General features: G+C 37.0%; 28 protein-coding genes and 1 pseudogene. 21 read left to right on the forward strand and 8 right to left on the reverse strand.

The features are described 5' to 3' along the window. Positions 1–40 precede the first annotated feature (40 nt). Entirely contained in the window at positions 41–568 is a 528-nt protein-coding gene (gene gloA, locus BM380_RS01790) for a lactoylglutathione lyase (protein ID WP_090492557.1), read from the reverse strand. 382 nt (positions 569–950) lie between these two features. Here gloA and BM380_RS01795 point away from each other — a divergent pair, with 382 nt between their 5' ends. The 11 genes and pseudogenes from BM380_RS01795 to BM380_RS01845 all read left to right on the forward strand — a co-directional run bounded on the left by BM380_RS01795 (position 951) and on the right by BM380_RS01845 (position 8,435). Beyond that, positions 951–1,286, forward strand: a complete 336-nt coding sequence (locus BM380_RS01795) for a hypothetical protein (RefSeq protein WP_090492559.1) — start codon at positions 951–953, stop codon at positions 1,284–1,286. A 107-nt stretch (positions 1,287–1,393) separates the two neighbouring features. Next, entirely contained in the window at positions 1,394–1,762 is a 369-nt protein-coding gene (locus tag BM380_RS01800) for a hypothetical protein (protein ID WP_028835737.1), read from the forward strand. Between the two features lie 106 nt (positions 1,763–1,868). Continuing rightward, a complete protein-coding gene (locus tag BM380_RS01805) occupies positions 1,869–3,638 on the forward strand; it encodes an ATP-dependent nuclease (protein ID WP_090493042.1) in 1,770 nt (589 codons plus the stop codon). 288 nt (positions 3,639–3,926) lie between these two features. Then, entirely contained in the window at positions 3,927–4,160 is a 234-nt protein-coding gene (locus BM380_RS01810) for a hypothetical protein (RefSeq protein ID WP_090492561.1), read from the forward strand. 112 nt (positions 4,161–4,272) lie between these two features. Further along, a pseudogene (locus BM380_RS01815) lies at positions 4,273–4,467 on the forward strand (cold shock domain-containing protein); the annotation flags it as partial. A gap of 142 nt (positions 4,468–4,609) precedes the next feature. After that, positions 4,610–4,843 (forward strand): hypothetical protein, encoded by a 234-nt coding sequence (locus BM380_RS01820; protein ID WP_090492563.1) that lies wholly within the window; start codon positions 4,610–4,612, stop codon positions 4,841–4,843. A gap of 125 nt (positions 4,844–4,968) precedes the next feature. Continuing rightward, a complete protein-coding gene (locus BM380_RS01825; protein WP_090492565.1) occupies positions 4,969–5,568 on the forward strand; it encodes an RDD family protein in 600 nt (199 codons plus the stop codon). Between the two features lie 239 nt (positions 5,569–5,807). Next, complete coding sequence (locus BM380_RS01830; RefSeq protein ID WP_090492567.1) at positions 5,808–6,179, forward strand: hypothetical protein; 372 nt, start codon at positions 5,808–5,810, stop codon at positions 6,177–6,179. Between the two features lie 127 nt (positions 6,180–6,306). Then, positions 6,307–7,260, forward strand: a complete 954-nt coding sequence (locus BM380_RS01835) for a cyclase family protein (protein ID WP_090492568.1) — start codon at positions 6,307–6,309, stop codon at positions 7,258–7,260. A 166-nt stretch (positions 7,261–7,426) separates the two neighbouring features. Continuing rightward, positions 7,427–8,005 carry a cold shock domain-containing protein gene (locus BM380_RS01840; RefSeq protein ID WP_090493045.1) on the forward strand — a complete coding sequence of 193 codons (579 nt, stop codon included), beginning with the start codon at positions 7,427–7,429 and terminating at the stop codon, positions 8,003–8,005. 121 nt (positions 8,006–8,126) lie between these two features. Next, the gene (locus BM380_RS01845) at positions 8,127–8,435 is read left to right on the forward strand and encodes a DUF6419 family natural product biosynthesis protein (RefSeq protein ID WP_090493047.1); all 309 of its coding nucleotides are present in this window, start codon (positions 8,127–8,129) and stop codon (positions 8,433–8,435) included. A 114-nt stretch (positions 8,436–8,549) separates the two neighbouring features. Here the strand turns inward: BM380_RS01845 and BM380_RS01850 are convergent, their stop codons facing one another. From BM380_RS01850 to BM380_RS01860, 3 genes are all read right to left on the reverse strand, one after another. After that, complete coding sequence (locus tag BM380_RS01850) at positions 8,550–9,743, reverse strand: acetyl-CoA C-acyltransferase family protein (protein ID WP_090492570.1); 1,194 nt, start codon at positions 9,741–9,743, stop codon at positions 8,550–8,552. 231 nt (positions 9,744–9,974) lie between these two features. After that, positions 9,975–11,432, reverse strand: coding sequence for an aerolysin family beta-barrel pore-forming toxin (locus BM380_RS01855; RefSeq protein ID WP_064663960.1), 1,458 nt, complete (start codon positions 11,430–11,432; stop codon positions 9,975–9,977). Between the two features lie 182 nt (positions 11,433–11,614). Then, on the reverse strand, positions 11,615–12,496 hold the full coding sequence (locus tag BM380_RS01860) for a LysR substrate-binding domain-containing protein (protein WP_090492572.1): 882 nt from the start codon (positions 12,494–12,496) through the stop codon (positions 11,615–11,617). A 394-nt stretch (positions 12,497–12,890) separates the two neighbouring features. On the opposite strand from BM380_RS01860, the gene BM380_RS18300 reads away from it, so the two are divergent. After that, entirely contained in the window at positions 12,891–13,058 is a 168-nt protein-coding gene (locus BM380_RS18300; RefSeq protein WP_167380509.1) for a hypothetical protein, read from the forward strand. A gap of 143 nt (positions 13,059–13,201) precedes the next feature. Here BM380_RS18300 and msrA read toward each other — a convergent pair whose 3' ends face one another. Further along, positions 13,202–13,798 (reverse strand): peptide-methionine (S)-S-oxide reductase MsrA, encoded by a 597-nt coding sequence (gene msrA, locus BM380_RS01865; protein ID WP_090492574.1) that lies wholly within the window; start codon positions 13,796–13,798, stop codon positions 13,202–13,204. A 123-nt stretch (positions 13,799–13,921) separates the two neighbouring features. On the opposite strand from msrA, the gene BM380_RS01870 reads away from it, so the two are divergent. Both BM380_RS01870 and BM380_RS01875 read left to right on the forward strand, forming a co-directional pair. Then, entirely contained in the window at positions 13,922–14,521 is a 600-nt protein-coding gene (locus BM380_RS01870) for a MepB family protein (protein ID WP_090492576.1), read from the forward strand. Positions 14,522–14,616: 95 nt separating this feature from the next. Continuing rightward, entirely contained in the window at positions 14,617–14,811 is a 195-nt protein-coding gene (locus BM380_RS01875; RefSeq protein WP_090492578.1) for a CPXCG motif-containing cysteine-rich protein, read from the forward strand. A gap of 558 nt (positions 14,812–15,369) precedes the next feature. On the opposite strand, the gene BM380_RS01885 is transcribed toward BM380_RS01875, so the two are convergent. Continuing rightward, positions 15,370–15,573: a hypothetical protein gene (locus BM380_RS01885; protein WP_036982727.1), complete on the reverse strand. Its 204-nt coding sequence runs from the start codon at positions 15,571–15,573 to the stop codon at positions 15,370–15,372. 99 nt (positions 15,574–15,672) lie between these two features. Between BM380_RS01885 and BM380_RS01890 the strand changes: the two genes are divergently transcribed. Continuing rightward, complete coding sequence (locus BM380_RS01890) at positions 15,673–16,182, forward strand: GNAT family N-acetyltransferase (RefSeq protein WP_090492581.1); 510 nt, start codon at positions 15,673–15,675, stop codon at positions 16,180–16,182. Next, the gene (locus BM380_RS01895; RefSeq protein WP_036956496.1) at positions 16,179–17,051 is read left to right on the forward strand and encodes an alpha/beta hydrolase; all 873 of its coding nucleotides are present in this window, start codon (positions 16,179–16,181) and stop codon (positions 17,049–17,051) included. Before BM380_RS01890 ends, BM380_RS01895 begins: the two co-directional genes overlap by 4 nt. Positions 17,052–17,384: 333 nt before the next feature. Here BM380_RS01895 and BM380_RS01900 read toward each other — a convergent pair whose 3' ends face one another. After that, a complete protein-coding gene (locus BM380_RS01900) occupies positions 17,385–17,906 on the reverse strand; it encodes a TetR/AcrR family transcriptional regulator (protein WP_090492583.1) in 522 nt (173 codons plus the stop codon). Positions 17,907–18,017: 111 nt separating this feature from the next. Here BM380_RS01900 and BM380_RS01905 point away from each other — a divergent pair, with 111 nt between their 5' ends. Beyond that, on the forward strand, positions 18,018–18,200 hold the full coding sequence (locus BM380_RS01905) for a hypothetical protein (RefSeq protein ID WP_024602491.1): 183 nt from the start codon (positions 18,018–18,020) through the stop codon (positions 18,198–18,200). 96 nt (positions 18,201–18,296) lie between these two features. Here BM380_RS01905 and BM380_RS01910 read toward each other — a convergent pair whose 3' ends face one another. Beyond that, positions 18,297–19,505: a porin gene (locus tag BM380_RS01910; protein WP_028835233.1), complete on the reverse strand. Its 1,209-nt coding sequence runs from the start codon at positions 19,503–19,505 to the stop codon at positions 18,297–18,299. Positions 19,506–20,123: 618 nt separating this feature from the next. Between BM380_RS01910 and BM380_RS01915 the strand changes: the two genes are divergently transcribed. From BM380_RS01915 to BM380_RS01930, 4 genes are all read left to right on the forward strand, one after another. Beyond that, positions 20,124–21,710, forward strand: coding sequence for an ABC-F family ATPase (locus tag BM380_RS01915; protein WP_076916071.1), 1,587 nt, complete (start codon positions 20,124–20,126; stop codon positions 21,708–21,710). A gap of 153 nt (positions 21,711–21,863) precedes the next feature. After that, positions 21,864–22,346, forward strand: coding sequence for a 5-(carboxyamino)imidazole ribonucleotide mutase (gene purE / locus BM380_RS01920; RefSeq protein WP_013464946.1), 483 nt, complete (start codon positions 21,864–21,866; stop codon positions 22,344–22,346). Positions 22,347–22,348: 2 nt separating this feature from the next. Then, positions 22,349–23,494, forward strand: a complete 1,146-nt coding sequence (locus tag BM380_RS01925) for a 5-(carboxyamino)imidazole ribonucleotide synthase (protein WP_028835234.1) — start codon at positions 22,349–22,351, stop codon at positions 23,492–23,494. Positions 23,495–23,563: 69 nt separating this feature from the next. Beyond that, positions 23,564–23,788: a DUF2798 domain-containing protein gene (locus BM380_RS01930; protein ID WP_090492585.1), complete on the forward strand. Its 225-nt coding sequence runs from the start codon at positions 23,564–23,566 to the stop codon at positions 23,786–23,788. The last annotated feature ends 2 nt before the right edge of the window (positions 23,789–23,790 follow it).

Raw genomic sequence — 23,790 nt, forward strand, 5'->3', positions numbered from 1 at the left:
AAAAAGCCTGCATTTGCAGGCTTTTTTATTTTAATGTTTTTTATTGCGATTGAATTATGTCAGTAATGCCCTCTGGCGAGAGTATTTCAATCCAGTAACCGTCTGGGTCTTTAATAAAGGCAAGGCCTTTCATTGAGCCGCCATCTGGCTGTTTTACAAACTCCACATCGTACTTAGCAAAGCGCTCGCAGGCTGCGTATACATCGGGTACGCTTATACCAATATGGCCAAACCCTTTTGGTTCTTCATTTCCACTGTGATAACCGCTAAAGCTGTCGTCGTTTTCAGTTCCCCAATTATGGGTAAGCTCAATCAGCGCAGGGCGGCGAAACACCCACTGTATTTTTTGTTTATCATCGCCTTTTGGCATATCTTGCTCATAGCCTAAAAAGTACAAGGTAAACTCCATGCCAGGAAAGTCGTACTTACCTAACAGCTTCATGCCCAATACGTTTTCATAAAATGCCAGCGACGGTTTTGGATCTTTAATACGCAACATAGTTTGCTGCATCACATAGCCCTCAGTGGCCTGTGCAATTTGCTCTGGAGATTCGTTATAGCTAGACATGAGATAATCCTTAAAAAATGACTGAAAAAACCTTAATGGATTTAAAAAGGCAAGGTATACGCTCATCATAATAAACAGCAGCAAAAATTAAAACCATCGAGCTAAATTACTTGCAAGTCAGTTGAGTGCTTTATAAGCGAAAAAATGGCACATTTAGCGATACTGTTCATTTATACAGTGTTTATTTTTGTCCCATAACATTATTAAAAGTCGTTTTGGTGTATTTTAACAGCGAGTGTTTTATAGCCTACGTAATTACTTGTTTACATTGAAGTTGTTTAGTGGAATTATTGAACAATGTAATATACGCCGTTTTGGGGTGTTATAACCCCCCAAAGTGGTGTTCAATAAGCTGTTAGCTAGAAAGGAAGGTTCTGAGTTCATGGATGATTATGCGGTTATAAATTTCATTATAAATCTCCTTTTGTTTTGTGCTTTAGTGTGGCTAGTCGTGAAGCGGGACAAAAACTCATTTATAGTGCAAGATGATAAAGTTCTAATCAGAGGCACTGTTTTTTCTAGGCTTTTCAACTTTGGTGTTAAAACAGTAAAACAATCAGATATTATTAAAGTCCAAGTGGCTGGTAAAATAGTTAGCGTATTTAATCAAAGTAATAATGCTTATGACATATTTACTTTTATAGAGTCTTCTAACGATGTACTTAGTCAAGCTAAAGTTATATTCCCAAATGCGCAAGTGGTTGTAATTTCTAGCTAACAAGGCAATCAAGCAGGACTAAAAACAGTTGGCTCTCGCTCGTGCCTCGCTGATTTTAGCCAACAATTTTTTGCCTCTTATTGGGGCGTTATAGCGCAAGTCGAGTTATGAGAAAATTTATCTATATCAAGCTTTACAAAGATAGAGTTGAAGCCAGAATTGTAGGTGTAACTACTGATGAAGTGTTTTCTACTGAAGCGCTAAGCCACCCTAGAACTATGGCTGGTGATTACGAACAATTAATTGAGTTATATAAAAATGTAATTGGTCATTATAAGACTTGGACAGATTATATATTTAAGCCTAATTTACTCATTCATTTCGTTGAAAAAACTGAAGGTGGCTATACGAGTTCAGAAACTAAAGCTATGAAAATGGCTAGTGAACAAGCTGGTTCTAATTTTTCATGGTTGTGTTTGGACGTATATGGGCCACTTTCAGATCAAGAGTTACGTGATGTGCGTAAAGCGCTATAACAAGCAATTAAACAGGGATAAAAAACTTGCGGGCTATTCGCTTCGCTCAATTTTAGCCCACAATTTTTTACCCGTTAATCGGGCGTTAGGCCACAAGGAATATATAGTGAAAATTGAAAGTATATGGATCAAAAACTGGCGTTCAGTAAAAGAAGAAAAGCTAGAAGCACAAGATCTGATGGTTATCATTGGCCAAAATAACCACGGGAAATCGAATCTCTTATCTTCTGTCTTGTTCTTCTTTGGTGAGATAAAGCAACAAGACCTGGATTTTTATCATGGTTCTACTGAACTATTTGTGGAAATTGAGTTTGGTGATCTTGATGGATCAGACAAAACTACCTTCAAGAAGTATTTAACCTCTGAAGAAAAAATAGTTGTAAGAAAAACTGCCTTTCTAGGCGGTAGTTTTGAATACCGAGGGTACATAGAAAACCCATCGGATGACTGGCTTCAAGAAGCAAATGCTTCTGCTTATACTAAAAGAGAACTTGCTTCTAGTCTGCCATTCCATCCTCATATCCCCGATTCTGGTCGAATTACCAAACAAAATATCATCGATGCCCAAAACGAATATATCCAGAATAACAGGGAAGATATTCAATTCTCTTTTGAGCTTGAGGCGACAAACTTTCTTGGATTGAAAACTGTCGCAAAAGGAATATTTGGTGAGGTTTACTTTATACCAGCAGTAAAAGAAGCCTCGGATGATTTTTCTTCTAAAGATTCTAGTGTTTTCGGAAAAATGTATGCTGATGTTGTAGCTTTAATGTCTGAACACAATAACGACTGGAAGGAAACAAAGGAAAAACTCGGGAAACTATTTTCCACCCTGAACAGAAAAGATCAGGAAGGCAATGACAATAATGATAGACCTCAGCAATTAACTGACTTTGAGCAAGAGTTAACTGATGAGCTTGTTGCATGGGGTGCAAAAGTAGATATTGAAGTTAACGCCCCTGATATTGAAAATGTATTTAAAGCAAATACGCAGGTTTGGGTTGATGACGGTGTTAGAACTGATATAAAACGAAAAGGGCATGGTTTACAGCGAGCTCTGACAGTTGCGCTAATACAAGTAGTTGCTAAGAAGGCTCTTGCTGAGGCGGAGTCAGCGGAAGAGCAAGGAAATAGGAAAGCATCTAATTCAAGATACTTCATATTCGAAGAGCCTGAGCTTTATTTGCATCCCCAAGCACAAAGGTCGTTATTCGACTCATTCGTAGCTTTGTCTGAGTCAGGGAGTCAAGTTATTCTTTGTACTCACTCAAGCGGTTTAATTGATGTAGAGCGTTATAAGTCTATTTACATAGCAACAAAGGATGATGAGTTAAACGGAACTAAGGTTAAACAGTGCACCGAAGACTTATTTGAAGGGGATTCAAAGAAAGATTTCAACCTTTCCTACTGGATCAACCCTGATCGTGGGGAATTATTTTTTGCAAGTAAAGTTGTTTTGCTAGAGGGTGCTACAGAAAAAACTGTATTTCCTCTGTTGGCGAAAGAGCTTGATGTTTTCAGATACGAATATACGTTAATCGATTGCGGCTCAAAAGATAATATCCCTCTTTATGTTAAGCTCATGAATAAGTTTTCTATCCCATATGTGGCTGTTTATGACCGAGATCATCAAGCTCACAAAGGGGTGGATGCAATTGCGTCAGCAGATCGATCAACACAAAAAATTGTTGATGAGATCGATAATAACATAGGTTCTTCAGTGGTATTAGAAAACGATATAGAGGAAGAGCTAGGATTACCAAATGGCGGTAGCAGCAAACCTTATGTCGCATTAAGTCACATCACAGCAGAAGGTTTTTCGGTCACGCCACAAATGGCTCAAAAGATCAGAGAAGTTTATGACGCAGAGGCCTAACAAGTTGCTGCACTCGGAAAAATTACTCGCTACGCTCCTAATTTTCTGGTGAGCAAGGCGTTATATTCCACTCAAAGTATGGATGCTATGAATAAGTTTATGAGCACAAATAACAAATAGGGTCAAATCTTGACTTCAGACATCAATAACAAATGGGGTCAAATCTTGACTTCAGACATCAATACATGCGGCAATCTTATAAGCTGCTTTTAAAATGCTAGTGACTCACTAGCTAATTAATCTTTGTGTTAAATTAAGGAAAAGGATTTTTAATGGAAGGTATTAATTATGAAAGGTATTAAACTTATTTGGTTTTGGTTTACGCTAGTTGTGTGCCCATTTTTAATTATTTTAGGTGTGGCTACCTTTGCACAGTTATTAGGGCAGTACATGTATTCTCAGCAATTTAGTTTCTCGTCACTATCAAGCTTTCAAATTGCGTTTATGGGGGGCGGAATTTGTGCGTTTTCTGTATTTTTAAACACATTAAAAGAAGCAAAAATACGCTTTTTTGCAAAATGAGTTAGTTAATAAGAAAAAGTACGTTTGTTGGTGGGCTCGCTAGGTTTGCTTGGTTTTGAGCCTGTTTTAAAACGGGTGTAAAATTAACAGCTATTAAATGGATGATTCAAGGATGAACAAAGGAATATTAAAATCGTGGAATGACGAGAAAGGCTTTGGCTTTATTAAATCAACCACACTGCAACACGATACCTTTATACACATATCGTCGCTCAAACATATGAGCCGTAAACCTAAAGTGGGCGACATTATTTACTTTGAGGTAGCGACTGAGCCTAACGGTAAAAGTAAAGCTGTAAATTGCCGAAAACCAAATGGGGTCAAATCTTGACTTCAGACATCAATACATGCAGCAATCTTATAAGCTGCTTTTAAATGCTGGTGACTCACTAGCTAATTAATCTTTGTGTTAAATTAAGGAAAAGGATTTTTAATGGAAGGTATTAATTATGAAAGGTATTAAACGTATTTGGTTTTGGTTTACGCTAGTTGTGTGCCCATTTTTAATTATTATAGGTGTGGCTACCTTTGCACAGTTATTAGGGATGTACATGTATTCTGAGCAATTTAGTTTTTCGTCTATATCTAGCTTTAAAATTGCTTTTATGTGTGGCGGGATTTGTGCGTTTTCTGTATTTTTTAAGCACATCAAAAGAGGCAAAAATACGCTTTGTGCAAAATGAGCCACTTAATATGGGATAATACCGTTGTTAAAGTGGACTATCCAAGGTTTGCTTGTTTTTTCTGTCTCTCGACAAACTAATATTCGGTTTTTAAAAGCTATTATGCAGCAAGGAGTAGTATACACATGGATTTTAAGGTTGATTTTTCTTCTTATTCTTTGGATGACCTTTACTCGTCAGCTAAATTGATTGATCGTGAATTGTATCCAGAAAGAGCAAGAGAAATTGATGAATTAATTCGTCAAAAACAAACTGAACCATCTCTACAAAGTAAGCACATAAAACAGGTAGGAGAAAAAGCTTCTAGATCAGTACGGTTACTCGCTGCGCTTATTGATGGTTTTTTTGCCATGATAGCTATTATTGTGCTCATATACTTTATTGGTTTTGATTTATTCAAAAACCCTACATTGATGTCACTGTTTGGTTCTTTTTTGTATGGCCTGTTTTTTACCGTTGCTTTGCATGGTTATTTTCTTCACTTTTATGGCCAAACAATCGGTAAACACTTTATGTCAATTCGCATCGAAAACTTAGATGGCACTAAAGCTAGTTTTGCAACTATATATTTTAAACGTATGCTGCCAATGCAACTTATGGGCTTAATTCCGGCAATAGGTCAGTTAATAGTGGGCTTTATTAACCCCATGTTTATATTTGGTAAAGAAAAACGATGCCTGCATGACTATATAGCTAAAACAAAAGTGAGCTACACAAATAGATAGCAATTTTTTCTTTTTAATAATATTTAAAGATTTACTTAAATAGTACCAAGTTTTAGCTACGACTTTAGAGAGGAAAATGTACTGTATAAACCCCCTAAATTTAATGCTTAAGTGATTTATAAAATTCCTATTGGTTAATTTTTATTAAGTTTTGTACCCTTTTTGTTTACATTTTAATTTCATATGCTAATTTTTAAATGCTCGATTGAGCGAATAACAATCAAATTTAAGGATTAAAAATGAAAAACATACTAAAAACACTATTTATTTGTGGTACTGCGCTTACAGCTAACTCTGCTTTTGCAACTGATCTAGTTTGCGATGTATATCCAAATGGCTCTGGTGGAAACTCAATGAACGGAAGAGCAAACTGCTTTACCATAGATTTTAGTTTTGGTAATGAAACAACAGGGAAGTACTATTTACAGAACATTTCAAAACCTATTAACAAAGTAATTTGGCAAGGCGATGCATCTTGCACAGGTGGTACATCGTGCAATATGAATGTAAGAGCTTACAGAAGCTATAGTGCATCTGCTTTAATTTTATATAAAGATGGAACGTATGAAACGACAAATACGTCTCGTATGAGTTATGAAACAGGGCATTAGTAATCATCGCTCAAAATAGAAAACAATATAGATCAGTATTTATTGTTTGAATGCATATAGCGGCTTAGTTTTAGTCGCTATTTTTTTACAGGATTAAGCGTTACTCAGTCAGAAATAAGGAAATACTATGAAACAGATAATGTTGATGTCGTTTATGTGTTTGCTAATTAGTTGTTCGAGTTTAGCAACCAATAGCAAAGAGTTAAGTAAATCTGAGCAGAATGAAAAATTTATTACTCTTGTCAGTCACGCTAAAACCTATGATCTCTCCCATGTTTGGGATGAAAGCTCTCCCATAGCATCTGTTAACCCAAAATACTCAATGACACTTAATGCAACTCATGCCGATACACGGGGTACATTTGGTGATAACGGACAACTCTCATTCGCATCAGAAATAATGCAATGGAGTGGTCATCATGGAGGTCCTACTATTGATGCGTTAGGTCATATTGGTCGAGACGGTTTATTGTATGGTGGAGTAAATGCTGCGCAAGCGACTAATGATCGCGAAGGAATAGGGCGCAGCGGTGTAGGGGCTGAGCTGGCTATTGATCATTACCCTGTTAGCTTATTGAGTAACCGAACTGTATTGCTTGATGTGGCACGCTTTATTAATGGTGACGAAACCCCATTGGGAGCGGGTTTTGATGTAACGGCTTCACATTTAAAAATGACAGCAAAATCACAAGGGGTAAAAATTAAAAAGGGTGATACCGTTTTTATTAGAACTGGATGGGGGCAATATTTCAGTGATAACCCACAGCTATACATTGCTGATAATGCCGCAGGTGTTGGTTTAAGTGGTACACAATTTTTAATTAAGGCTGGCGCAAGTGTTGTAGGCAATGACACCCTAACATTTGAAAAGCGCCCCCCCATTGCTACAGATCCTTCATTTCAGGTTTTTCCGGTACATATGATGTTATTAGCAGATAACGGCATTTATATAATAGAAAACTTGTTCCTTGAGGAGCTAGCAAAAGAAAAAGTCTATGAGTTTATTGCCATTGTGCCGCCACTTAAAATTCGCGGTGGTACAGGATCAGCATTACGAGTCTTTGCGCTTACAAGTGACTAATAATTAAATAAAAAAATGGGGTTAATGGTGGTGGCTGTGTATGCATAGATTGTTTAGCGTTGTTTTTTGAAATAAGTAACATACACAAAGGTTATTTGTGTTTTTCTTTACAGAATATAAAAATATTATCTGTAAAATTAAAAATAATAAAGTAGGCGACTCAAGGATGGACAAAGGAATATTAAAATCGTGGAATGACGAGAAAGGCTTTGGCTTTATTAAATCAACCACACTGCAACACGATACCTTTTTACACATATCGTCGCTCAAACATATGAGCCGTAAACCTAAAGTGGGCGACATTATTTACTTTGAGGTAGCGACTGAGCCTAACGGTAAAAGTAAAGCTGTAAATTGCCGTATTGAGGGCGTACTCGCACAACCACACATAAAAACTTCATCAAGGCCGGTTAGAATAAGCAAAACCTCAGGTAAGAACTCACCGTTAATGAAACTTATAACGCTTGCCATTATTTTTAGTATTGGTTTTAGTGTGTATAAAACCGGTTTTTTAAATACCAAGCAAACAGCAGTCGTGACTAATGCTAACTTAGAGTCATTTATGCCCGCTAGTTCAAACTCAATTACTAAAACACCACCAACATTTCGTTGTGATGGCCGCCAACATTGTAGCCAAATGACCTCTTATGCAGAGGCATTATTTTTTATTCAACATTGCCCCAATACCAAAATGGACGGGGATAAAGATGGCGAGCCTTGTGAACGGCAGTTTGGGAATAGGTAGTTTTTATATTGGGGTTATTAATAAACTAAAAATTAGTTGATACTTGTTAAGTGGAATACGATTTTTAGTAATACAGTTATAAATAGCTGGTGGATTAAAGCCATTTATCATGGAGGTTGTTATGTCTAAAGTAATAATTGGATGTGCTGTCATATTTTCGTTTGTTTGTATGTTACTCGCCGCCGCACCTTTTACGCCTGCAATATCAGGATCATTTATTATGCTTTTATTTGCTGGGGCTATTGGTTACAAGGGCTATTTGCAATCAAGTTTGATACTGCTGTTAATTAATACGCTGGCAGTTATTGGCAGCCCAGCTATAAATATAGAAAACACCGAAACATTACTGTTTTTACCAATATTATTTTTAATCTCATTTGGTGGTGTTTTAGTAGGCGTAAGAAAGTTAACTTTAAAACACGTTTTGTAGACGAGAGTTTTGCCAACGTTTGAAGCAAGCTTTTTGTTGTTAAGCAATAAGGTGTAGCAGCGCTTCGCTCCCTGTTTTTTCTCTAAAAGCAAAGCGTCTGTTACAAATTTAAAACTAAAGCGCTTCAAAAATGGCTGCAATACCTTGCCCGCCGCCAATACACATTGTGACTAACCCATATTTACCTTGAATTCGTTTGAGTTCATACAAGCATTTGGTGGTTAGTATGGCGCCCGTTGCGCCAACAGGGTGGCCTAATGCAATGGCACCGCCATTCGGGTTCACCTTATGCGCAGGGAAATTTAACTCGTTTGCAACGCACAGAGCTTGTACTGCAAAGGCCTCGTTAGACTCAATTACATCCATATCGTCAATGGTTAAGCCGGTTTTTTCAAATACCTGTTGTACTGCAGGAATAGGGCCGATACCCATTAAAGTAGGATCAACGCCTGCTCTAGCATAACCCACTAAACGAGAGAGCGGTTTTAAGCCTTGCTCATTGGCTTTTTGCTCTGACATAAGTACCAACATGGCTGCACCATCGTTTATACCGGATGAGCTTGCTGCGGTAACGGTGCCATCTTTTTTAAAGTAGGGCTTTAAAGTGGCAAGTTTATCGGCTGTGGTATCGGCGCGAACGTGTTCGTCGGTGTCAAAAACGTTCGTGCCTTTACGTGATTTAATCTCGATAGGCACAATCTGCTGTTTAAAATGACCTGCAGCAATCGCTTTTGCGGCTTTATGATGGCTTTTTGCTGCGTACTCGTCTTGCTGCTGACGGCTAATTGAATATTTTTCTGCGATGTTTTCAGCAGTTATTCCCATCGGGTTATTATCCCATGGGTCTTGTAAGGTAGTGGTGAGCTCATCGACCATAGTGCTATTGCCCATTTTTTGCCCCCAGCGGTTACTTTCGAGGGTATAGGCAGAGCTACTCATGCTTTCTGCTCCACCAGCAAGGGCTGCATCTACATCACCTAATTGAATTTGTTGTGCCGCTTGTATAATGGCTTCAAGGCCAGAGCCACATAAGCGATTAAGCGTTACAGCGTGGCTGCTTATAGGCAACCCAGCATCGAGACCAATGACTCTTGAAAGGTATGCGTCTTTAGGGCCGTTATGAATAACTTTGCCTACCACACATGAACCAACTTGGTCAGGGGTAAGCTGAGACCGATTTAGGGCTTCTTTAGCGCACAAAGTGCCAAGCTCAGCTGGGCTAAAATCTTTGAGGCTGCCACCAAAGCTACCAATTGCTGTGCGTACAGCACTTAAAATTACTACGCTGTTGTTTGTATTTTTTGTCATTGTGTTCTCTTATTATTTTTATAATCACTTTGTGCTGGTGTATGTTTAATAGACTAATGCGATTAATAGTTTTATTAATGCATCAAAGCATAATTTCTCAATAAACTAAAGGCGAGGTTGGTTCAGCTGTATATGTATTTTAATAAAGGGAATAGTAAAGTAGGTGAGTAGTAATAATATTTTTGTTTAAATTTATGAAATAGGGCTCTCATTATGAGAGCCCACAGGTGTTTATAAATCAATCATTTCAATATTAACAACGACATTTTTAAAACCCGCATCTTCAAACTCTTTTTTTAACTTTTCTGCACTAGAGTACTCACTAGATGAAACACTTCGCTTACTTCTTTGGTTAGTGACAATTGGGGTTTCGTCACCAAAGTAAACACTGCCCGCAAATTGGCTTTGTGCATAAAAGTGGCCTGTTAGGGTTGTTTTTTTAGGTCTTAAAACATGGCTTAAATAGTATTGCATTGTTGATAAGCTTGTTTGTTGTATCATCCAAGGCCAATCCCATTTTTTATTCTCACCTGGTATATAGCGGTGTTCCCATTGATACTCAATGCTTTTATCTTGACCTGCCCAACGGCCAATTACAAAATTAGCAGTGTCGTTAGGTCTGTTTTCTGGGTGGGTTAATAAAGCATTGCCTCCCCATCGCATAAAGCCATTTATAGATAGATCATAGGTAATATCAGCATCGAATGCATAAGGATACGATATTGATGATTTAAACAAATCGACCTTTGCATTAAGCTGTGTGTATGCTGGTACATTGGTTCTTGCCTGTACAACTACTCGCTCAGCTTCTGAGCCGCCATTACTTGTTCCCCATGCTTGCTCCGCTGCGATTGTGACTGATAACGAAGTGTCTGATCCGCCAGTAACAGAGGGAGACTTCCATGTATTAGATAATGTAACAGACTCAGAAATACTGTAATCATTGGTTTTAGACCAGTTGGTTGCCGCATCGTATTCAATTGTAACCACTGACATTTGAGCTGCTGACGTGTCATTCACTGCAGGGACTGTTAACGTTTTTATTAGTTCTTTGTCGGCAGCAACAATATCACCTGTTATTTTATATGACTCGTTATCCATCACATATTGAAAGTTAGATACGGTAATAGCTGACTTTTCATCACATCGATAACCATCACAACTGCCACCATTGTAACCTTGTATTTTCCACCCTGAGCCCGTTTTGGTTACCTCCATGTCATCACCCACATAGCTAGAGCGATTTCCACCAACCCACGCAAATCCCATTGTATGGGCAAGGTATGAAAGGGGTTTTATAAACCCCTCTTTTTGATTCACTAAGTCCCATTCAATTTGGCTTTGACTGCCTGGCGATACTTTTACGGGACTTAATGTAGGGATCTCATTAATAGGATCGTTAGGGTAGCACCAAGAATTTACAGCAGTCCCTTGTTTTATTTCACCTGCGTAGCCAGAACCCATAATAACCCAGCCATTAGCTAATCCCGTTATTTGCCACTTACCCATTTTGTTAGTAAGTTCATTTCTGTAGGTTTGCGCTTCAGCCTTTGTAATTAGTCTATTATCAGCTGAGCAAACTCCAGCACCTAAGCTTTCGTTTTTAAGTTGATCTGGATAAATTGCAGTTGTATTAGCACTTACAAAACTTGTATGCGACAACAGCAATAGGGGTAATATTTTTTTCATTAAGTTACATCCTTTAAAATTATATTTAAATGAGGTCCTAATTAAATAATCTAATTTTGGACCGATTTTGATTCTAAAGAACTCGCTTTATTTTTATAGAGTGTTATATGAAAGTTGATTTTTCAAAAATATTAGTTGCTTAAGCATTACAAAAATTAATTAAATTATTAATGCTGCGGTAGCTACATTTTGATTCCTTTGAGAGAGTGCTCTAAAAAATCAATTAAATAGCGTGTGCTTTTTGGAATTAATTTATCAGGCCATATCAGGTTTACATCTCGCTTTATGGGTTTGAATTGCGTTAATACTTCAACCAAGCTTTCGTCTTTTATATGCGGTAATAAACAATATTTAGGGCCATAATATACACCTCTTCCTTCAATAGCAGCTAAGGCACACATTTCTATATCGTTAGAAATAAAGTTAGGTTGAGGTTTAAAAATTACCTGTTCATTTTTATTTGTTTTAAAGGACCAGTTTTCGAATGGCGAGCACGATATGTGGGGTAGTTTAGCTAAATCGTCAAAATTACTTGGTATGCCATATTGCTCAATTAAACTCGATGAACAAGCTAAAACAAAACTCATTTGGTTAATAACTTTACATATATTTTGAGAGCTATCTAGTTTTCCAATTCTAATGGCTAAATCAAACTCGGTAGCTTTTAAATCAAGGCGTTCATCCGATAGCATCATATGAATTTTAATATTTGGATAAAGTAATGTGAATTGATTTATAACGCCTGAGAAGTACACACTCTTTGTAAAGTTTTGCGGCGCTATTAGTTTAATTTTACTCACTTTATTTTCACTGAAATTCTTAAAATTGCACAGCGTAGTTTGTAAACCTTCTACATGGGCTAGGCAGTGGCTATAAAAACTCTTTCCAGGTTCTGTTAATCGCAAACTTCCTTTTTCACGATAAAACAACGCTAACGATAAGTCTTCTTCAAGTTTTTTTATTTTTCTTTGTAAAGTGGGTAAAGGAATATTTAACTTTACTGACGCTTCATTAAATGTTTTGTAATGATTTACTTTTATAAAAAGCGCTATGATATCAAGCAAGGTAAATCTCCTGTATTAATTTAAGACATGAAATTGTATTTAGTACTTAATAATTAGTTAAAGTTATAAAACTAATTATTTAATTAAAGTACTCATTAGTCCCTTTTGTGGCAACAAGAAATTTACCTTTGTATTAGAATATTTAATAAATTATTTTGAGCGAAGGTGTACTTACTTGAGGTATTAGTAATTAAAGATTCTGCAAATAACGCGTTTTTTAAAATAAAAACTCAGTAGAAACAATGCGTAATATTTTACGATACGTTTTAATAGACAAACAATAAACGAGTAATTACGCTAGACACACTTTTTTGGTGAATAATCATGATGCATAGGATCTGATTACCTAAATGGAATTTGCCACGATAAATCAACAGAACCGAAGGTATTAAAGATGAATGTGTTTATAAAATGGTTGATTTTAGCTGCATTAATTATTGCTGCTATTGCCTGTTATTCTTATGGTAGCACTACTGGCTTATTTATTTTTATTATTGCGGGCTTTGTTTTTGAAATGGCATTTTGGTTTAAGGTGTTTCCTATAAAAAAGAAATCGTCATGATAGGAAGCCTATTTAACCGTCTTAAAAAATGAATTGTTTAAGTGGGCTTGCAGCTTTGAGCATAGAATAAATAATTAGTCTGCTATTACTTTGCTTAAATATTAGAAAGGCTGCATTTTTTGCAGCCTTTTGGTTTTTTAAACTCAGTGGGTAACTCTATCGCCCCAAATGTCTTCTAGGCGACTATCACGGCCACAACGCCAGCGATAGGTGTTATAACGAATAGGATTATTTTTGTAATAATCTTGGTGATAACTTTCATCGCCTTTTATCGGGTAAAAGGTTTTAGCATCGAGAATAGGGGTTACTACCGTTTGCTCAGGAAATTCGTTAACTACCGCTTGTTTAGATTGCTTAGCTAATTGTCGCTGTTGCTCATTAGCAACAAAAATCGCACTACGGTAGCTTGGGCCTTTATCACAAAACTGACCTTTTGCGTCAAAAGGATCAATATTCACCCAGTAATGGTTTAAAATATCTTGATAGCTTAATACATTAGTGTTGTAGGTAACCAGCACAGCTTCGTAGTGGCCTTGGTGATTACCATTGTAGGTTGGATTTTTAAGTTCACCACCAGTAAACCCTGAGATCACATCGGTTACACCTTCGAGTTTTTCAAAGTCACTTTCCATACACCAAAAACAGCCACCGGCTAAAATAGCTTGTTCGGTTTTAGCGTATGTTAATGAGCTAAACAAAATCCCCATAGAGGTCAATACTAGCGCTAATGTGTGTTTCATAAAAATGTTCACCTTTAGTTATGTATAAATACTTGTATAGTAAGACCCACTAACTTTAAAAACTCTTTCATTACAAAGTTGCTTAAGGGTTTGAACTCACTTTATATAAAACGGATGCGAGATATGAAAAGTTTAATGACGAATGATCATTTGCATGATGAATTATTAATCATTTTACAAAACAACTTTGCTCCCTCAGGGTATAAACTACCAAACGCTGATGAGTTGATACCTCATAATCAAAATGCCCAATACCATGGCTATGCATTTACTTTAAAACAAAAACGTATAATTTACAGAAAAGCTAAAGTTACACCCGACAGACCTGGCGCTTTTTTAGCACTATGGAAACGCCCAGCGGATTTGAGTAATTTTAAACCAATTCCATTTGCCAATGAGTTTGACTATTTATTAGTAGCTGTTTCAAGTGATGGATTAACCACTATTAATAACCAAGTAGCAAATATACAAAAAGGTTTCTTTTTATTTCCGATTGAATTGTTAGTTAAAAAAGGCATCGTCACAGGTAGAAACTATAAAGGTAAAACGGCTTTTAGAGTATTTCCGCCTTGGAGCGAAAGTAGGGCATTAAAAGGGATTGGCGCATTTAGTAACTCTGCTAAAGTTACTCAGCGTTGGCAATGCGATTATTTTTTAAATCAGAACCAACATGGCTTAGTTGATTTAATTAAGTTAAACAATATTTTAGCTAACGCTGTTTAAATTTGAATTATTAAGTCACTCTACGAGCATTGTCATATATAAGGTTGTTTACTAAAGTGAAATTATAACCTTATGTGAATTTGAAAGGGGAAACCATGAACCAGTTAACCGAAAAGTCAATTAGTTGTCCTTACTGTGGTGAGTCAATGGATGTATTAATTGATGTAGCCGACCTTGATGAGCAATACATAGAAGACTGCCAAGTGTGTTGTAAGCCGATTTCGTTTGTTGTATTTGAAGATAACGACGAACTTAATGTAAATGTATACAGTGAAGATGACGCGTTTTAAAAGGCCAAGTAAGACTTATTTAATTATCGTGGTTAATTAAATCTTTAATGTTGACTCGTTATAGTTTTACTAGTTATGGCTCATTATATGAATTTACAAATCGTCACCGTTACATCTACAAATACTACATTAACACACAATCTATATGGATATAAAAATGCATAAAATTATATTATGTCTCGCTATTTTAATTACGCTGATCTATTCACCTTTACTTTATTCGAAAGAGAATGATATTCAGTTTAAATGGAAGTTAATTGAAATTATTGCATCAGATATAGATACAATAAAAATTGATGATGGTAATTTTTTTAAAATTGATAATTCAGGTATTCTACAAATAATGAAAAAACATGGGAATAGATAATACCCTCACACGAGGGAAGGCAAAATATTACATGTAACTTCGGGAGAAGTAGTTAGAAAATGGGAAGTGTTACATGTTGATGAGCATAACCTCCGTCTAGACTCCCCACTCGGTATTTATGTTTTAAAACGTTAATAATGAAAATCTTTAAGGCTACAAATAACTGCAGCCTTTTTTCTATTATAAGTACCTTATTTATCTTGCTGTTCACGCGCTAATTGATTAGGTAATAACTGCTCTACAATTTCTCTCGCTGGTAAGGTGTAACGTACACCATCAAACATAACCGACGTAAACTCGTTAATATTAGTAATGCCGGTAAGGGTCCAACCTTCACCACGTTTTGGGCAGTAAACAGTAGTAGTTGGTTGTATTACTTTAAAATTGTCACTCATAGTTTATCTCAATTAATGCTTGTGAATACGGTATGGTAAGTTAATAATGACGCTCTATAAAGTGCTATTTAAAGCGCGTTTACTTTATTTGGCGTAGGCATGTTTAAAACTATAAAATTACCCCGCGTTACCTTACGTTTAATTACCCACAAACACGGCGCAGCGCTATTAACAATTTTAAATAATCCACTCGTTTATGAGTTTAACGATTATAAAACCCCGCTAAATAAACAGCATATTAAGCAGTTAATTCAAGATGATATCTCGAGTTATTACCAAGGTGAAGGTGTTCGGCTTGCGATTGAACATAATATATCTGGCGACCTAATTGGTACCTGTGGTCTATATAACATAAATAGCCAAACCAAAAGTGCTTATTTGGGCTTCGAACTCGATCCTTTTTATTGGCAGCAAGGTTTAATGCAAGAAGTGCTGCGCGGTTTTATGAGCCAGATACCGAGAGTATTAAAGATAGAGCAATTATATGCAGAAATTCACGGACATAACGTTCGTAGTTATAATTTACTGACTAAGCTTGGGTTTGTGTTAAACGAGCAATTAAACAATGGTATTTGGCATAAGCAATTAACTAAAATGGGTGACGCATGAGAATAAAAAAAGCGATTATTTTAAATGTGTTGCTTGCTGTTAGTGTATTTGGGGTTACAACAATTGGGTTTAGTTATTACAAAAATGATGTATCAGATTTTGTTGATGTAACCCTAGATTCAAAGGTGCTTAATGAGTCTCGTAAGGTATTTATAAGGTTCCCCGATGATTTTGATAAAAATAAAGCGTATCCACTTATTATAAAAACAGATGGTAATTTTAATTTAGCTAATTGGGATAAAGCGCTAAAAGCATTAAATCCTGAAAGTATATTAAATGAGGCTATTTTAGTTGCTATACCTAATCAGTTTTTTACTGATACCCGAAATCGTGATCTTGTACCACCTTATGCAAGGAAGGACGTAAATACAAATCCTCGACCTAAACATGAAACTTCGCCAGAAATTTTTGGTAAAGCTGATTTGTTTTTAGCTTTTATAGAGCAAGAGCTACTTACTTATTTAGAGGCTAACTACAGGTTAACTGAAAACCGTATATTAACGGGATTTTCGGCAGGGGGCAGTTTTACTTTATATACGCTGCATACCAAACCATCGCTATTTAATGGTTACTTTGCATTTAGCCCTGCGGCTTGGTATGACGATATGACCGTAGTAAATCATCTTAATACCTTTTTACAAGTTAAAACACAGAGCTACTATAGACCCGCCTTATTATATTTTACTGTTGGCGGGGCTGAGCATAAATTAATGCTTGAGGCGTATAATAACTTGGAGCAAAGTTTAGTAAGCCATACTAGTAACTGGTTAGTGTGGGGCAGTAAAGTAAACCCTGATGCAAAGCATAATGATAATCCAGCATTGAGTATTACGGGGGCTTTAATGGCCTATGATGAATTTATTAATTAATAATATTGTTAAACTTTAATTAAGAGTAGTACTAGCAAAACGGCTTAACTGTATATATGTACAGTTAAGCCGTTTTGCTATAAATTATTTTATGGTGTAAATGGCTGGTGGATGTAAGGTAGCACATGAAAGAACACATCATACTTAACTGTGTTTAAATGTAATCTTAGCAATGGCGTAATATAAATTATCGATTTACTCATAAGTGGAGTGGTGGGTTTATAACGCTTATTGAGTTTGGCTATCTGGATCGTTAAATAAAGAATTTAAATAACAAAAAAGGTGGGCGGTGCTTTATTTATATCAGCACCGATCTATACGTTTAGGACTTAATTACAAAAGCGCTATTTTATTACTTAAATGTCTAAGCATATTTTCAGCATTTGGTAAGGGATCGTTTAACCCATCGATTAAGGTCATAAAATAACAGTCCATCATTACGCTTGCTTTTGTTTCATCAAACTTCGGTTGTTCACTAAAAAGCAGTTGTTTAAATTCATCCATCTGCGCTTTAAAAAAAGACGTTCTCCAAATGATGTCGCTAATTAATAGCTTACTAAATTCACTATTTTCACAATAAAAAGAATAAAGCGGATGAGCGTAATGACGTAACTTTAAGCGAGGGGAGTGCTGCGTATCTAACTGCTTTGCTTGGTTAATAATAACGGCTATTTGTTGTTGCATACCGGCCATCAATAAATCAATTTTATTTTCAAAATGACTAAACACTGTACCTACAGCAACATTGGCTGCAACCGCTATTTCTCTTGTTGATGTGTGATCGTAACCTTGCAGCAAAAATAATTCCCATGCTGAAGCTAAAATTTTATCGCGTGTCTTTTCTTTTTTACTCATTATATTTCAATGCTTTACTTGTTTGTTAAATAAAAGGGCTAAATCATTATTTGATTAATTGAGCGCGCTCAATTAATATTATGAGCACGCTCATTTTTATAAGGATGTTACATGAAGTTTATCAAACGTGTTATTGGTTATGTACTTTTTATTCCACTAATTTATTTTTATTCTTATTTGCTAGGGCCAATATTAAAAGCAGTTTTAGTCCCAGGAGGGGTTGCTTTTTTATGGCTTATTCTAGGGCCAACAGAGGGGACGCGTGCGTTAAAAAAAGCATTTAAGAAAAAATAGCTCAAGCTTCAACTAAACAAATCGAAAAAAAGCCCTGCTATTTTGCAGGGCTTTAAGTTTAGCTTTGTGATTTTAAGCTTGAAAGCTCAACTGATATTAAAGAACGTATCTAAAACCAAAAGCAATACCGTCATCTTCCGATTGCTCCATTAGCGCTTGCTGCTGTTTATTATTACTTTCAAAATCACCAAAGTCTTTACGTGCTTCTACATAAAGTTGTGTGTCTTGGTCAATTAAGTAATGCACACCAATAACTGCAAACTGACGCTTAAATACATCGTTAGGATCGGCATTAAAGTTTGGTTGAATTACGTAGTCATCACCTGCATCAAATAAGTTATAGGCAATGAATGGTCTAAAATCGTTATCAAAGCGATACGATACAAATGTTTCAATACCAATCGCATCTTTAATTAAACGACCTATGTTATCTGTATCGTGGTTTTCGTTTTTGTTGATATTAGCGGCTACATACAAGCCTGGCGCATCAATATTGCCCCAAATAACACCTGCACCATAAATTAAATCGTCAACAGAGCGGGTTGTTCCGTCGCCATACGTTAATTCAAACTCGCCGCGGTTAATACCCGCGGTCAGTTTTAGCTTATCAGTCACGTTATAGGTTACTGCACCGCCAAACGTATAGTTAAATTCAACTTGTTGTGCAGCAGCATCTCCAGACTCAAAATTTGCTTGGCATTGTGATTCTGTAATATTACTTACATCACAAGTATAAAAAGCGCTGTTTTTTAACTGAGTTTGAACACTAAAGTCAAAGTCGTTGTAGCTATTACGGTATTGCAGTGTTTTATCACCACGACCAGTACCATTTACTGCACCATCGTCTTTGTTGTAAGTGTAAACACCGGCAGCGTTACCATCCCATACATAGCTGTAGTTTGTAGCATACACAACATCAAACCACGCACCCCATTGTTTACCAATCGTAATTTGGCCGTATTTATCGTGTTTAAGTCCTGCATAACCTAAACGATTATATAAAAACTCATCTTGAATAGATTCAAAACGGTTGTTGTATACAATATCGCTACTGCCAACAGGGTTGACACCCCATTCAACTAAAGCCATTGCTTCCCAGCCGTTTTTTAGTTGGCGTTTAAAATCAAAATTAATTCGTGAGGCACCATTGACGATTTCGTTTTGACCTTGAGTATTTATCACTCGCGCATCAATATATCCGCCTACTGCGACTGTATTTTTTTCATCCTTAAACACTTCTACTGCTGAAACACTTGGAGCAGCTAAAATACCCGCAATTGCTAGCGATACTAATTTTCTTTTCATTGTGTGTGCCTTGCCTAAATTAAAGACGTTTTTATAATTACTAAATTCGAAGTCGTGCAGACTAGCAAAGCAATAAAAGGCTCAAAAGTGAAAAATTATCAATGATAATTAGCACAAAACACGCAGCTTGTTCATTTTAAGTTAATGCTGTTTTTATTTTGTAGCCGTATAAACTGCCATTTAATTTTGGAATAAGACATTAGACTTAAATGCAGGAGAGGGAGTGTTGAATTTTTTTCATAGTTGCGACTGTCGGCATGGGTAGAGCTAAAACTCTAATACTATAAAAAACGTTAATATAGCCGTATTAATTGTTAATAAAAGTAAAATGCGACCAAGTCGCCTGTAAACGCGATTAAATAATTTATAAAGGGTTTTATGCTAGTTGTTTTTTTATTAAACATTTTTTTACTGCATCAACAGTACAATACTGAGTTTTACTCACCTTTTTAGCACATTTACTCGCCCAGTACTTTGGCTATTTAATTGCTTTTATAGTTAATAAACAGCCACCGTTTACTTTGAGTTTGGTGCTATAAACTTTCATAGAAAAAAACGGTGATTTGGTTTAAACTGCGCGCAATTTAAATACTTCAGTCTCCCTTGGAGGGTAGCGCTATTATTAGTACAGCTAACATCACCATGCAATTTGGTGCTAAACCGTTATTTGAAAATATCTCAGCTAAATTTGGCGAATCAAACCGTTATGGTTTAATTGGTGCTAATGGTTGTGGTAAGTCGACCTTTATGAAAATCCTTAGTGGTGAATTAGAACCATCTTCGGGTAACGTAAGTACTGATCCAAATGAGCGCGTTGCTAAACTAAACCAAGATCAATTCGCCTACGAAGAATATTCTGTTATTGATACCGTGATTATGGGTCATAAAGAATTGTGGGATATCAAACAAGAACGTGACCGTATATATAGCCTACCTGAAATGAGTGAAGAAGACGGCATGAAAGTAGCCGATCTTGAAACTGAATTTGCTGAAATGGACGGTTACTCGGCTGAATCTAAAGCGGGTGAGTTACTATTAGGTGTGGGTATTGCTACAGAGCAGCACTACGGACCTATGTCAGAAATTGCACCAGGTTTTAAACTTCGTGTGCTTCTAGCTCAAGTGTTGTTTTCAGACCCTGATATCATGCTGCTCGATGAGCCTACCAATAACTTGGACATTTATACAATTAAGTGGCTTGAAGATGTATTGAATCAACGTGACTGTACCATGATCATCATCTCGCATGACCGTCACTTTTTAAATTCGGTATGTACGCACATGGCCGATATTGACTACGGTGAACTACGTATTTACCCGGGTAACTACGATGAATACATGTTTGCAGCTACTCAAGCACGCGAACGTTTATTAAGTGAAAACGCCAAAAAGAAAAGCCAAATAGCAGAGCTTCAACAATTTGTATCGCGCTTTTCTGCCAACGCATCAAAGGCAAAGCAAGCCACTTCACGTGCAAAACGAATTGATAAAATTCAATTAGACGAAGTAAAAGCGTCGTCACGTCAAACACCTTTTATTCGTTTTGAACAAGAAAAGCAGTTATTCCGTAACGCGCTTGAAATGACCAGCTTATCGCAAGGCTTTGAAGAAACTTTATTCTCAGGATTAGAAGGCCTAGTTGAAGTAGGTGAACGCATTGCTATTATTGGTGAAAATGGTGTGGGTAAAACAACATTATTAAACACTTTAGCAGGACGTTTAGCGCCTAAAAGCGGTGAGTTTAAATGGTCTGAAAATGCAAACATTGGCTACTATGCACAAGATCATGCCGATGAGTTTGAAAAAGACATGAATTTGTTTGAGTGGATGGAGCAATGGCAACAAGAGGGCGACGATGAGCAAGTAGTGCGTAGCTTCTTGGGTCGTATGTTGTTTTCACAAAACGATATAAAAAAATCAGTAAAAGTAATATCTGGTGGTGAGCAAGGTCGTATGCTGTTTGGTAAAATCATGATGCATAAACCAAATATCTTATTAATGGATGAGCCAACCAACCACATGGATATGGAATCAATTGAAGCGCTTAACTTAGCACTTGAAGCGTATGAAGGTACCTTGATGTTTGTGTCACACGACCGTCAGTTTGTATCATCAGTTGCCACCCGTATTTGGGAAATTAAAGACGGTAAAGTTATCGACTTTAGAGGTAACTACTCAGAATATTTAGCGAGTAAAGAAGCTTAATTGCTGATTGTTTCGCTGTTTAAAAAAAGCCATGTTTAACATGGCTTTTTTATTGCCTGCTGGTCGCATTAGTGCAGCATTTAAGTATATAATACCCGCCATAAAACCGGACATAAGTCCGCTATTTTTAAAATACATTACTGAGGAGTATTTATGACTGTTGGCATTATTATGGGTTCTAAATCAGATTGGCCAACCATGGAACACGCCGCCCTTATGCTAGAAAAATTTGGCATTGAGTATGAAACTAAAGTGGTTTCTGCCCACCGCACTCCTCAATTACTTGCCGATTACGCAAGTTCAGCCGCAGAACGCGGTATTAAAGTTATTATTGCAGGCGCAGGTGGCGCGGCGCACTTACCGGGAATGGCGGCAGCGTTTACATCTCTGCCAGTTTTAGGCGTACCCGTTAAATCTAAAGCGCTAAACGGTGTAGACTCTCTGTTATCTATTTGCCAAATGCCAAAAGGTGTTGCGGTAGGTACTCTTGCTATTGGTGAACCCGGTGCTGCAAACGCAGGTTTATTAGCGGCACAAATTTTAGGATGTCAAAATCCAGAAATCTTCGCAAAAATCGAAGCGTTCCGTAAAGAACAAACTGAGACTGTTTTAGCTAACCCAAATCCTGCAGAGTGATCATGAATATTTTAATTTTAGGGGCAGGGCAGCTAGCACGAATGATGAGCTTAGCCGGTGCACCGCTTAATTTAAATGTGGTTGCTTATGATGTAGGCAGCAAAAAGATTGTACATCCGCTTACAAACGAAGTGTACCCAACATCGCTCGAACAGGCGATAGAAAACGCTGATGCTATTACGGCCGAGTTTGAACATATTCCAGATGATGTACTTACACAGTGTTGTAATAGCAATAAGTTTTATCCGGGCAAACAAGCCATTAAAACCGGTGGCGACCGTGCGCTTGAAAAAGCGCTCCTAGATAAAACCGCTGTTGCATGCGCGCCATATCAATTAATTACAGAAAAAGCGCATCTTGAACTCGCGGTTCAAACACTTGGTAAGCCATTAGTCATTAAAACATGCCAAGCGGGTTACGATGGTAAAGGCCAATGGCGTTTAAAATCAGACGATCAAATTGAGCAAATTTGGGCTGAAATGGCTGATTTTATTGCATCAGGCACTGAGCACGCTCCGCACACCATAATTGCAGAAAAAATGATCCCGTTTGATCGTGAAGTCTCTATTATTGGTGCGCGCGATAAACACGGCCATGTTGCTATTTATCCATTAACTGAAAACGAGCACACCGAGGGTGTGTTAACGCTTTCGGTTGCAGGTAAAAACAATAATAGCCAACTAGAACAACAAGCAATCACGGCATTTACCCGAATTGCGAATGAGCTTAATTATGTGGGTGTACTCGCCATTGAGTTTTTTGATGTGCAAGGTACATTACTGGTTAATGAAATTGCGCCGCGAGTTCATAACTCAGGCCATTGGACGCAACAAGGTGCTCATTGCTCGCAATTTGAAAACCATATGCGCGCTGTTGCCGGCTTACCTTTAGGTAGTACGCAACTTAAGCAACCGACTGCTATGATAAATGTATTAGGCCAAGCACAAATCCCTACTGATGTGTTAAAAACAGCAGATGTAACCAGCCATTGGTACGGTAAAAGTGTAAAACCTGGTCGTAAAATGGGCCACATTAATGTATCTGCTGATAATTTACAGCAATTAGGTGAACGCCTTGGTGAACTCGCAATGTGTTTACCAGAGCAAGATTACCCCGGTGTATTAGCTACCAGCAAATCGCTATTATAAGTTAAAAAACAAAGCGATAAATTGAACTTAACCTCAATATATCGCTTTACCTTCTAAAGGTTCTTTTCAATGATCCATCCAAAGTTTCGTACTATTGTGTTTGCCTTTTTTATGGCACTTTTCATGTCAGGTTTTATGTCGTTAGTTATTTCTCTATTTAATGTTGGTATAGTCGATAACATCGTATCTATCTGGCTTAAAGCGTGGTTATTTGCCTTTTGTATTGCCTTTCCAACGGTTATATTTGTTGCCCCCGTTGTCCATAAACTGACTAATAAACTCATTCGCGCTTAACG

This window comes from Pseudoalteromonas sp. DSM 26666, from assembly GCF_900116475.1.
GTDB lineage: Bacteria > Pseudomonadota > Gammaproteobacteria > Enterobacterales > Alteromonadaceae > Pseudoalteromonas > Pseudoalteromonas tetraodonis.

What these genes read in the sequence shown, in the direction of transcription:
- msrA (WP_090492574.1), bottom strand. Translation starts at nt 13,798, where the DNA reads ATGAAACACACATTAGCGCTAGTATTGACCTCTATGGGGATTTTGTTT.
- BM380_RS01910 (WP_028835233.1), bottom strand. Translation starts at nt 19,505, where the DNA reads ATGAAAAGAAAATTAGTATCGCTAGCAATTGCGGGTATTTTAGCTGCT.
- BM380_RS01930 (WP_090492585.1), top strand. Translation starts at nt 23,564, where the DNA reads ATGATCCATCCAAAGTTTCGTACTATTGTGTTTGCCTTTTTTATGGCA.
- BM380_RS01830 (WP_090492567.1), top strand. Translation starts at nt 5,808, where the DNA reads ATGAAAAACATACTAAAAACACTATTTATTTGTGGTACTGCGCTTACA.
- BM380_RS01925 (WP_028835234.1), top strand. Translation starts at nt 22,349, where the DNA reads ATGAATATTTTAATTTTAGGGGCAGGGCAGCTAGCACGAATGATGAGC.
- purE (WP_013464946.1), top strand. Translation starts at nt 21,864, where the DNA reads ATGACTGTTGGCATTATTATGGGTTCTAAATCAGATTGGCCAACCATG.
- BM380_RS01800 (WP_028835737.1), top strand. Translation starts at nt 1,394, where the DNA reads ATGAGAAAATTTATCTATATCAAGCTTTACAAAGATAGAGTTGAAGCC.
- BM380_RS01870 (WP_090492576.1), top strand. Translation starts at nt 13,922, where the DNA reads ATGAAAAGTTTAATGACGAATGATCATTTGCATGATGAATTATTAATC.
- BM380_RS01885 (WP_036982727.1), bottom strand. Translation starts at nt 15,573, where the DNA reads ATGAGTGACAATTTTAAAGTAATACAACCAACTACTACTGTTTACTGC.
- BM380_RS01835 (WP_090492568.1), top strand. Translation starts at nt 6,307, where the DNA reads ATGAAACAGATAATGTTGATGTCGTTTATGTGTTTGCTAATTAGTTGT.
- BM380_RS01850 (WP_090492570.1), bottom strand. Translation starts at nt 9,743, where the DNA reads ATGACAAAAAATACAAACAACAGCGTAGTAATTTTAAGTGCTGTACGC.
- BM380_RS01890 (WP_090492581.1), top strand. Translation starts at nt 15,673, where the DNA reads ATGTTTAAAACTATAAAATTACCCCGCGTTACCTTACGTTTAATTACC.
- BM380_RS01845 (WP_090493047.1), top strand. Translation starts at nt 8,127, where the DNA reads ATGTCTAAAGTAATAATTGGATGTGCTGTCATATTTTCGTTTGTTTGT.
- gloA (WP_090492557.1), bottom strand. Translation starts at nt 568, where the DNA reads ATGTCTAGCTATAACGAATCTCCAGAGCAAATTGCACAGGCCACTGAG.
- BM380_RS18300 (WP_167380509.1), top strand. Translation starts at nt 12,891, where the DNA reads ATGAATGTGTTTATAAAATGGTTGATTTTAGCTGCATTAATTATTGCT.
- BM380_RS01825 (WP_090492565.1), top strand. Translation starts at nt 4,969, where the DNA reads ATGGATTTTAAGGTTGATTTTTCTTCTTATTCTTTGGATGACCTTTAC.
- BM380_RS01895 (WP_036956496.1), top strand. Translation starts at nt 16,179, where the DNA reads ATGAGAATAAAAAAAGCGATTATTTTAAATGTGTTGCTTGCTGTTAGT.
- BM380_RS01855 (WP_064663960.1), bottom strand. Translation starts at nt 11,432, where the DNA reads ATGAAAAAAATATTACCCCTATTGCTGTTGTCGCATACAAGTTTTGTA.
- BM380_RS01875 (WP_090492578.1), top strand. Translation starts at nt 14,617, where the DNA reads ATGAACCAGTTAACCGAAAAGTCAATTAGTTGTCCTTACTGTGGTGAG.
- BM380_RS01810 (WP_090492561.1), top strand. Translation starts at nt 3,927, where the DNA reads ATGAAAGGTATTAAACTTATTTGGTTTTGGTTTACGCTAGTTGTGTGC.
- BM380_RS01840 (WP_090493045.1), top strand. Translation starts at nt 7,427, where the DNA reads ATGGACAAAGGAATATTAAAATCGTGGAATGACGAGAAAGGCTTTGGC.
- BM380_RS01820 (WP_090492563.1), top strand. Translation starts at nt 4,610, where the DNA reads ATGAAAGGTATTAAACGTATTTGGTTTTGGTTTACGCTAGTTGTGTGC.
- BM380_RS01905 (WP_024602491.1), top strand. Translation starts at nt 18,018, where the DNA reads ATGAAGTTTATCAAACGTGTTATTGGTTATGTACTTTTTATTCCACTA.
- BM380_RS01900 (WP_090492583.1), bottom strand. Translation starts at nt 17,906, where the DNA reads ATGAGTAAAAAAGAAAAGACACGCGATAAAATTTTAGCTTCAGCATGG.
- BM380_RS01795 (WP_090492559.1), top strand. Translation starts at nt 951, where the DNA reads ATGGATGATTATGCGGTTATAAATTTCATTATAAATCTCCTTTTGTTT.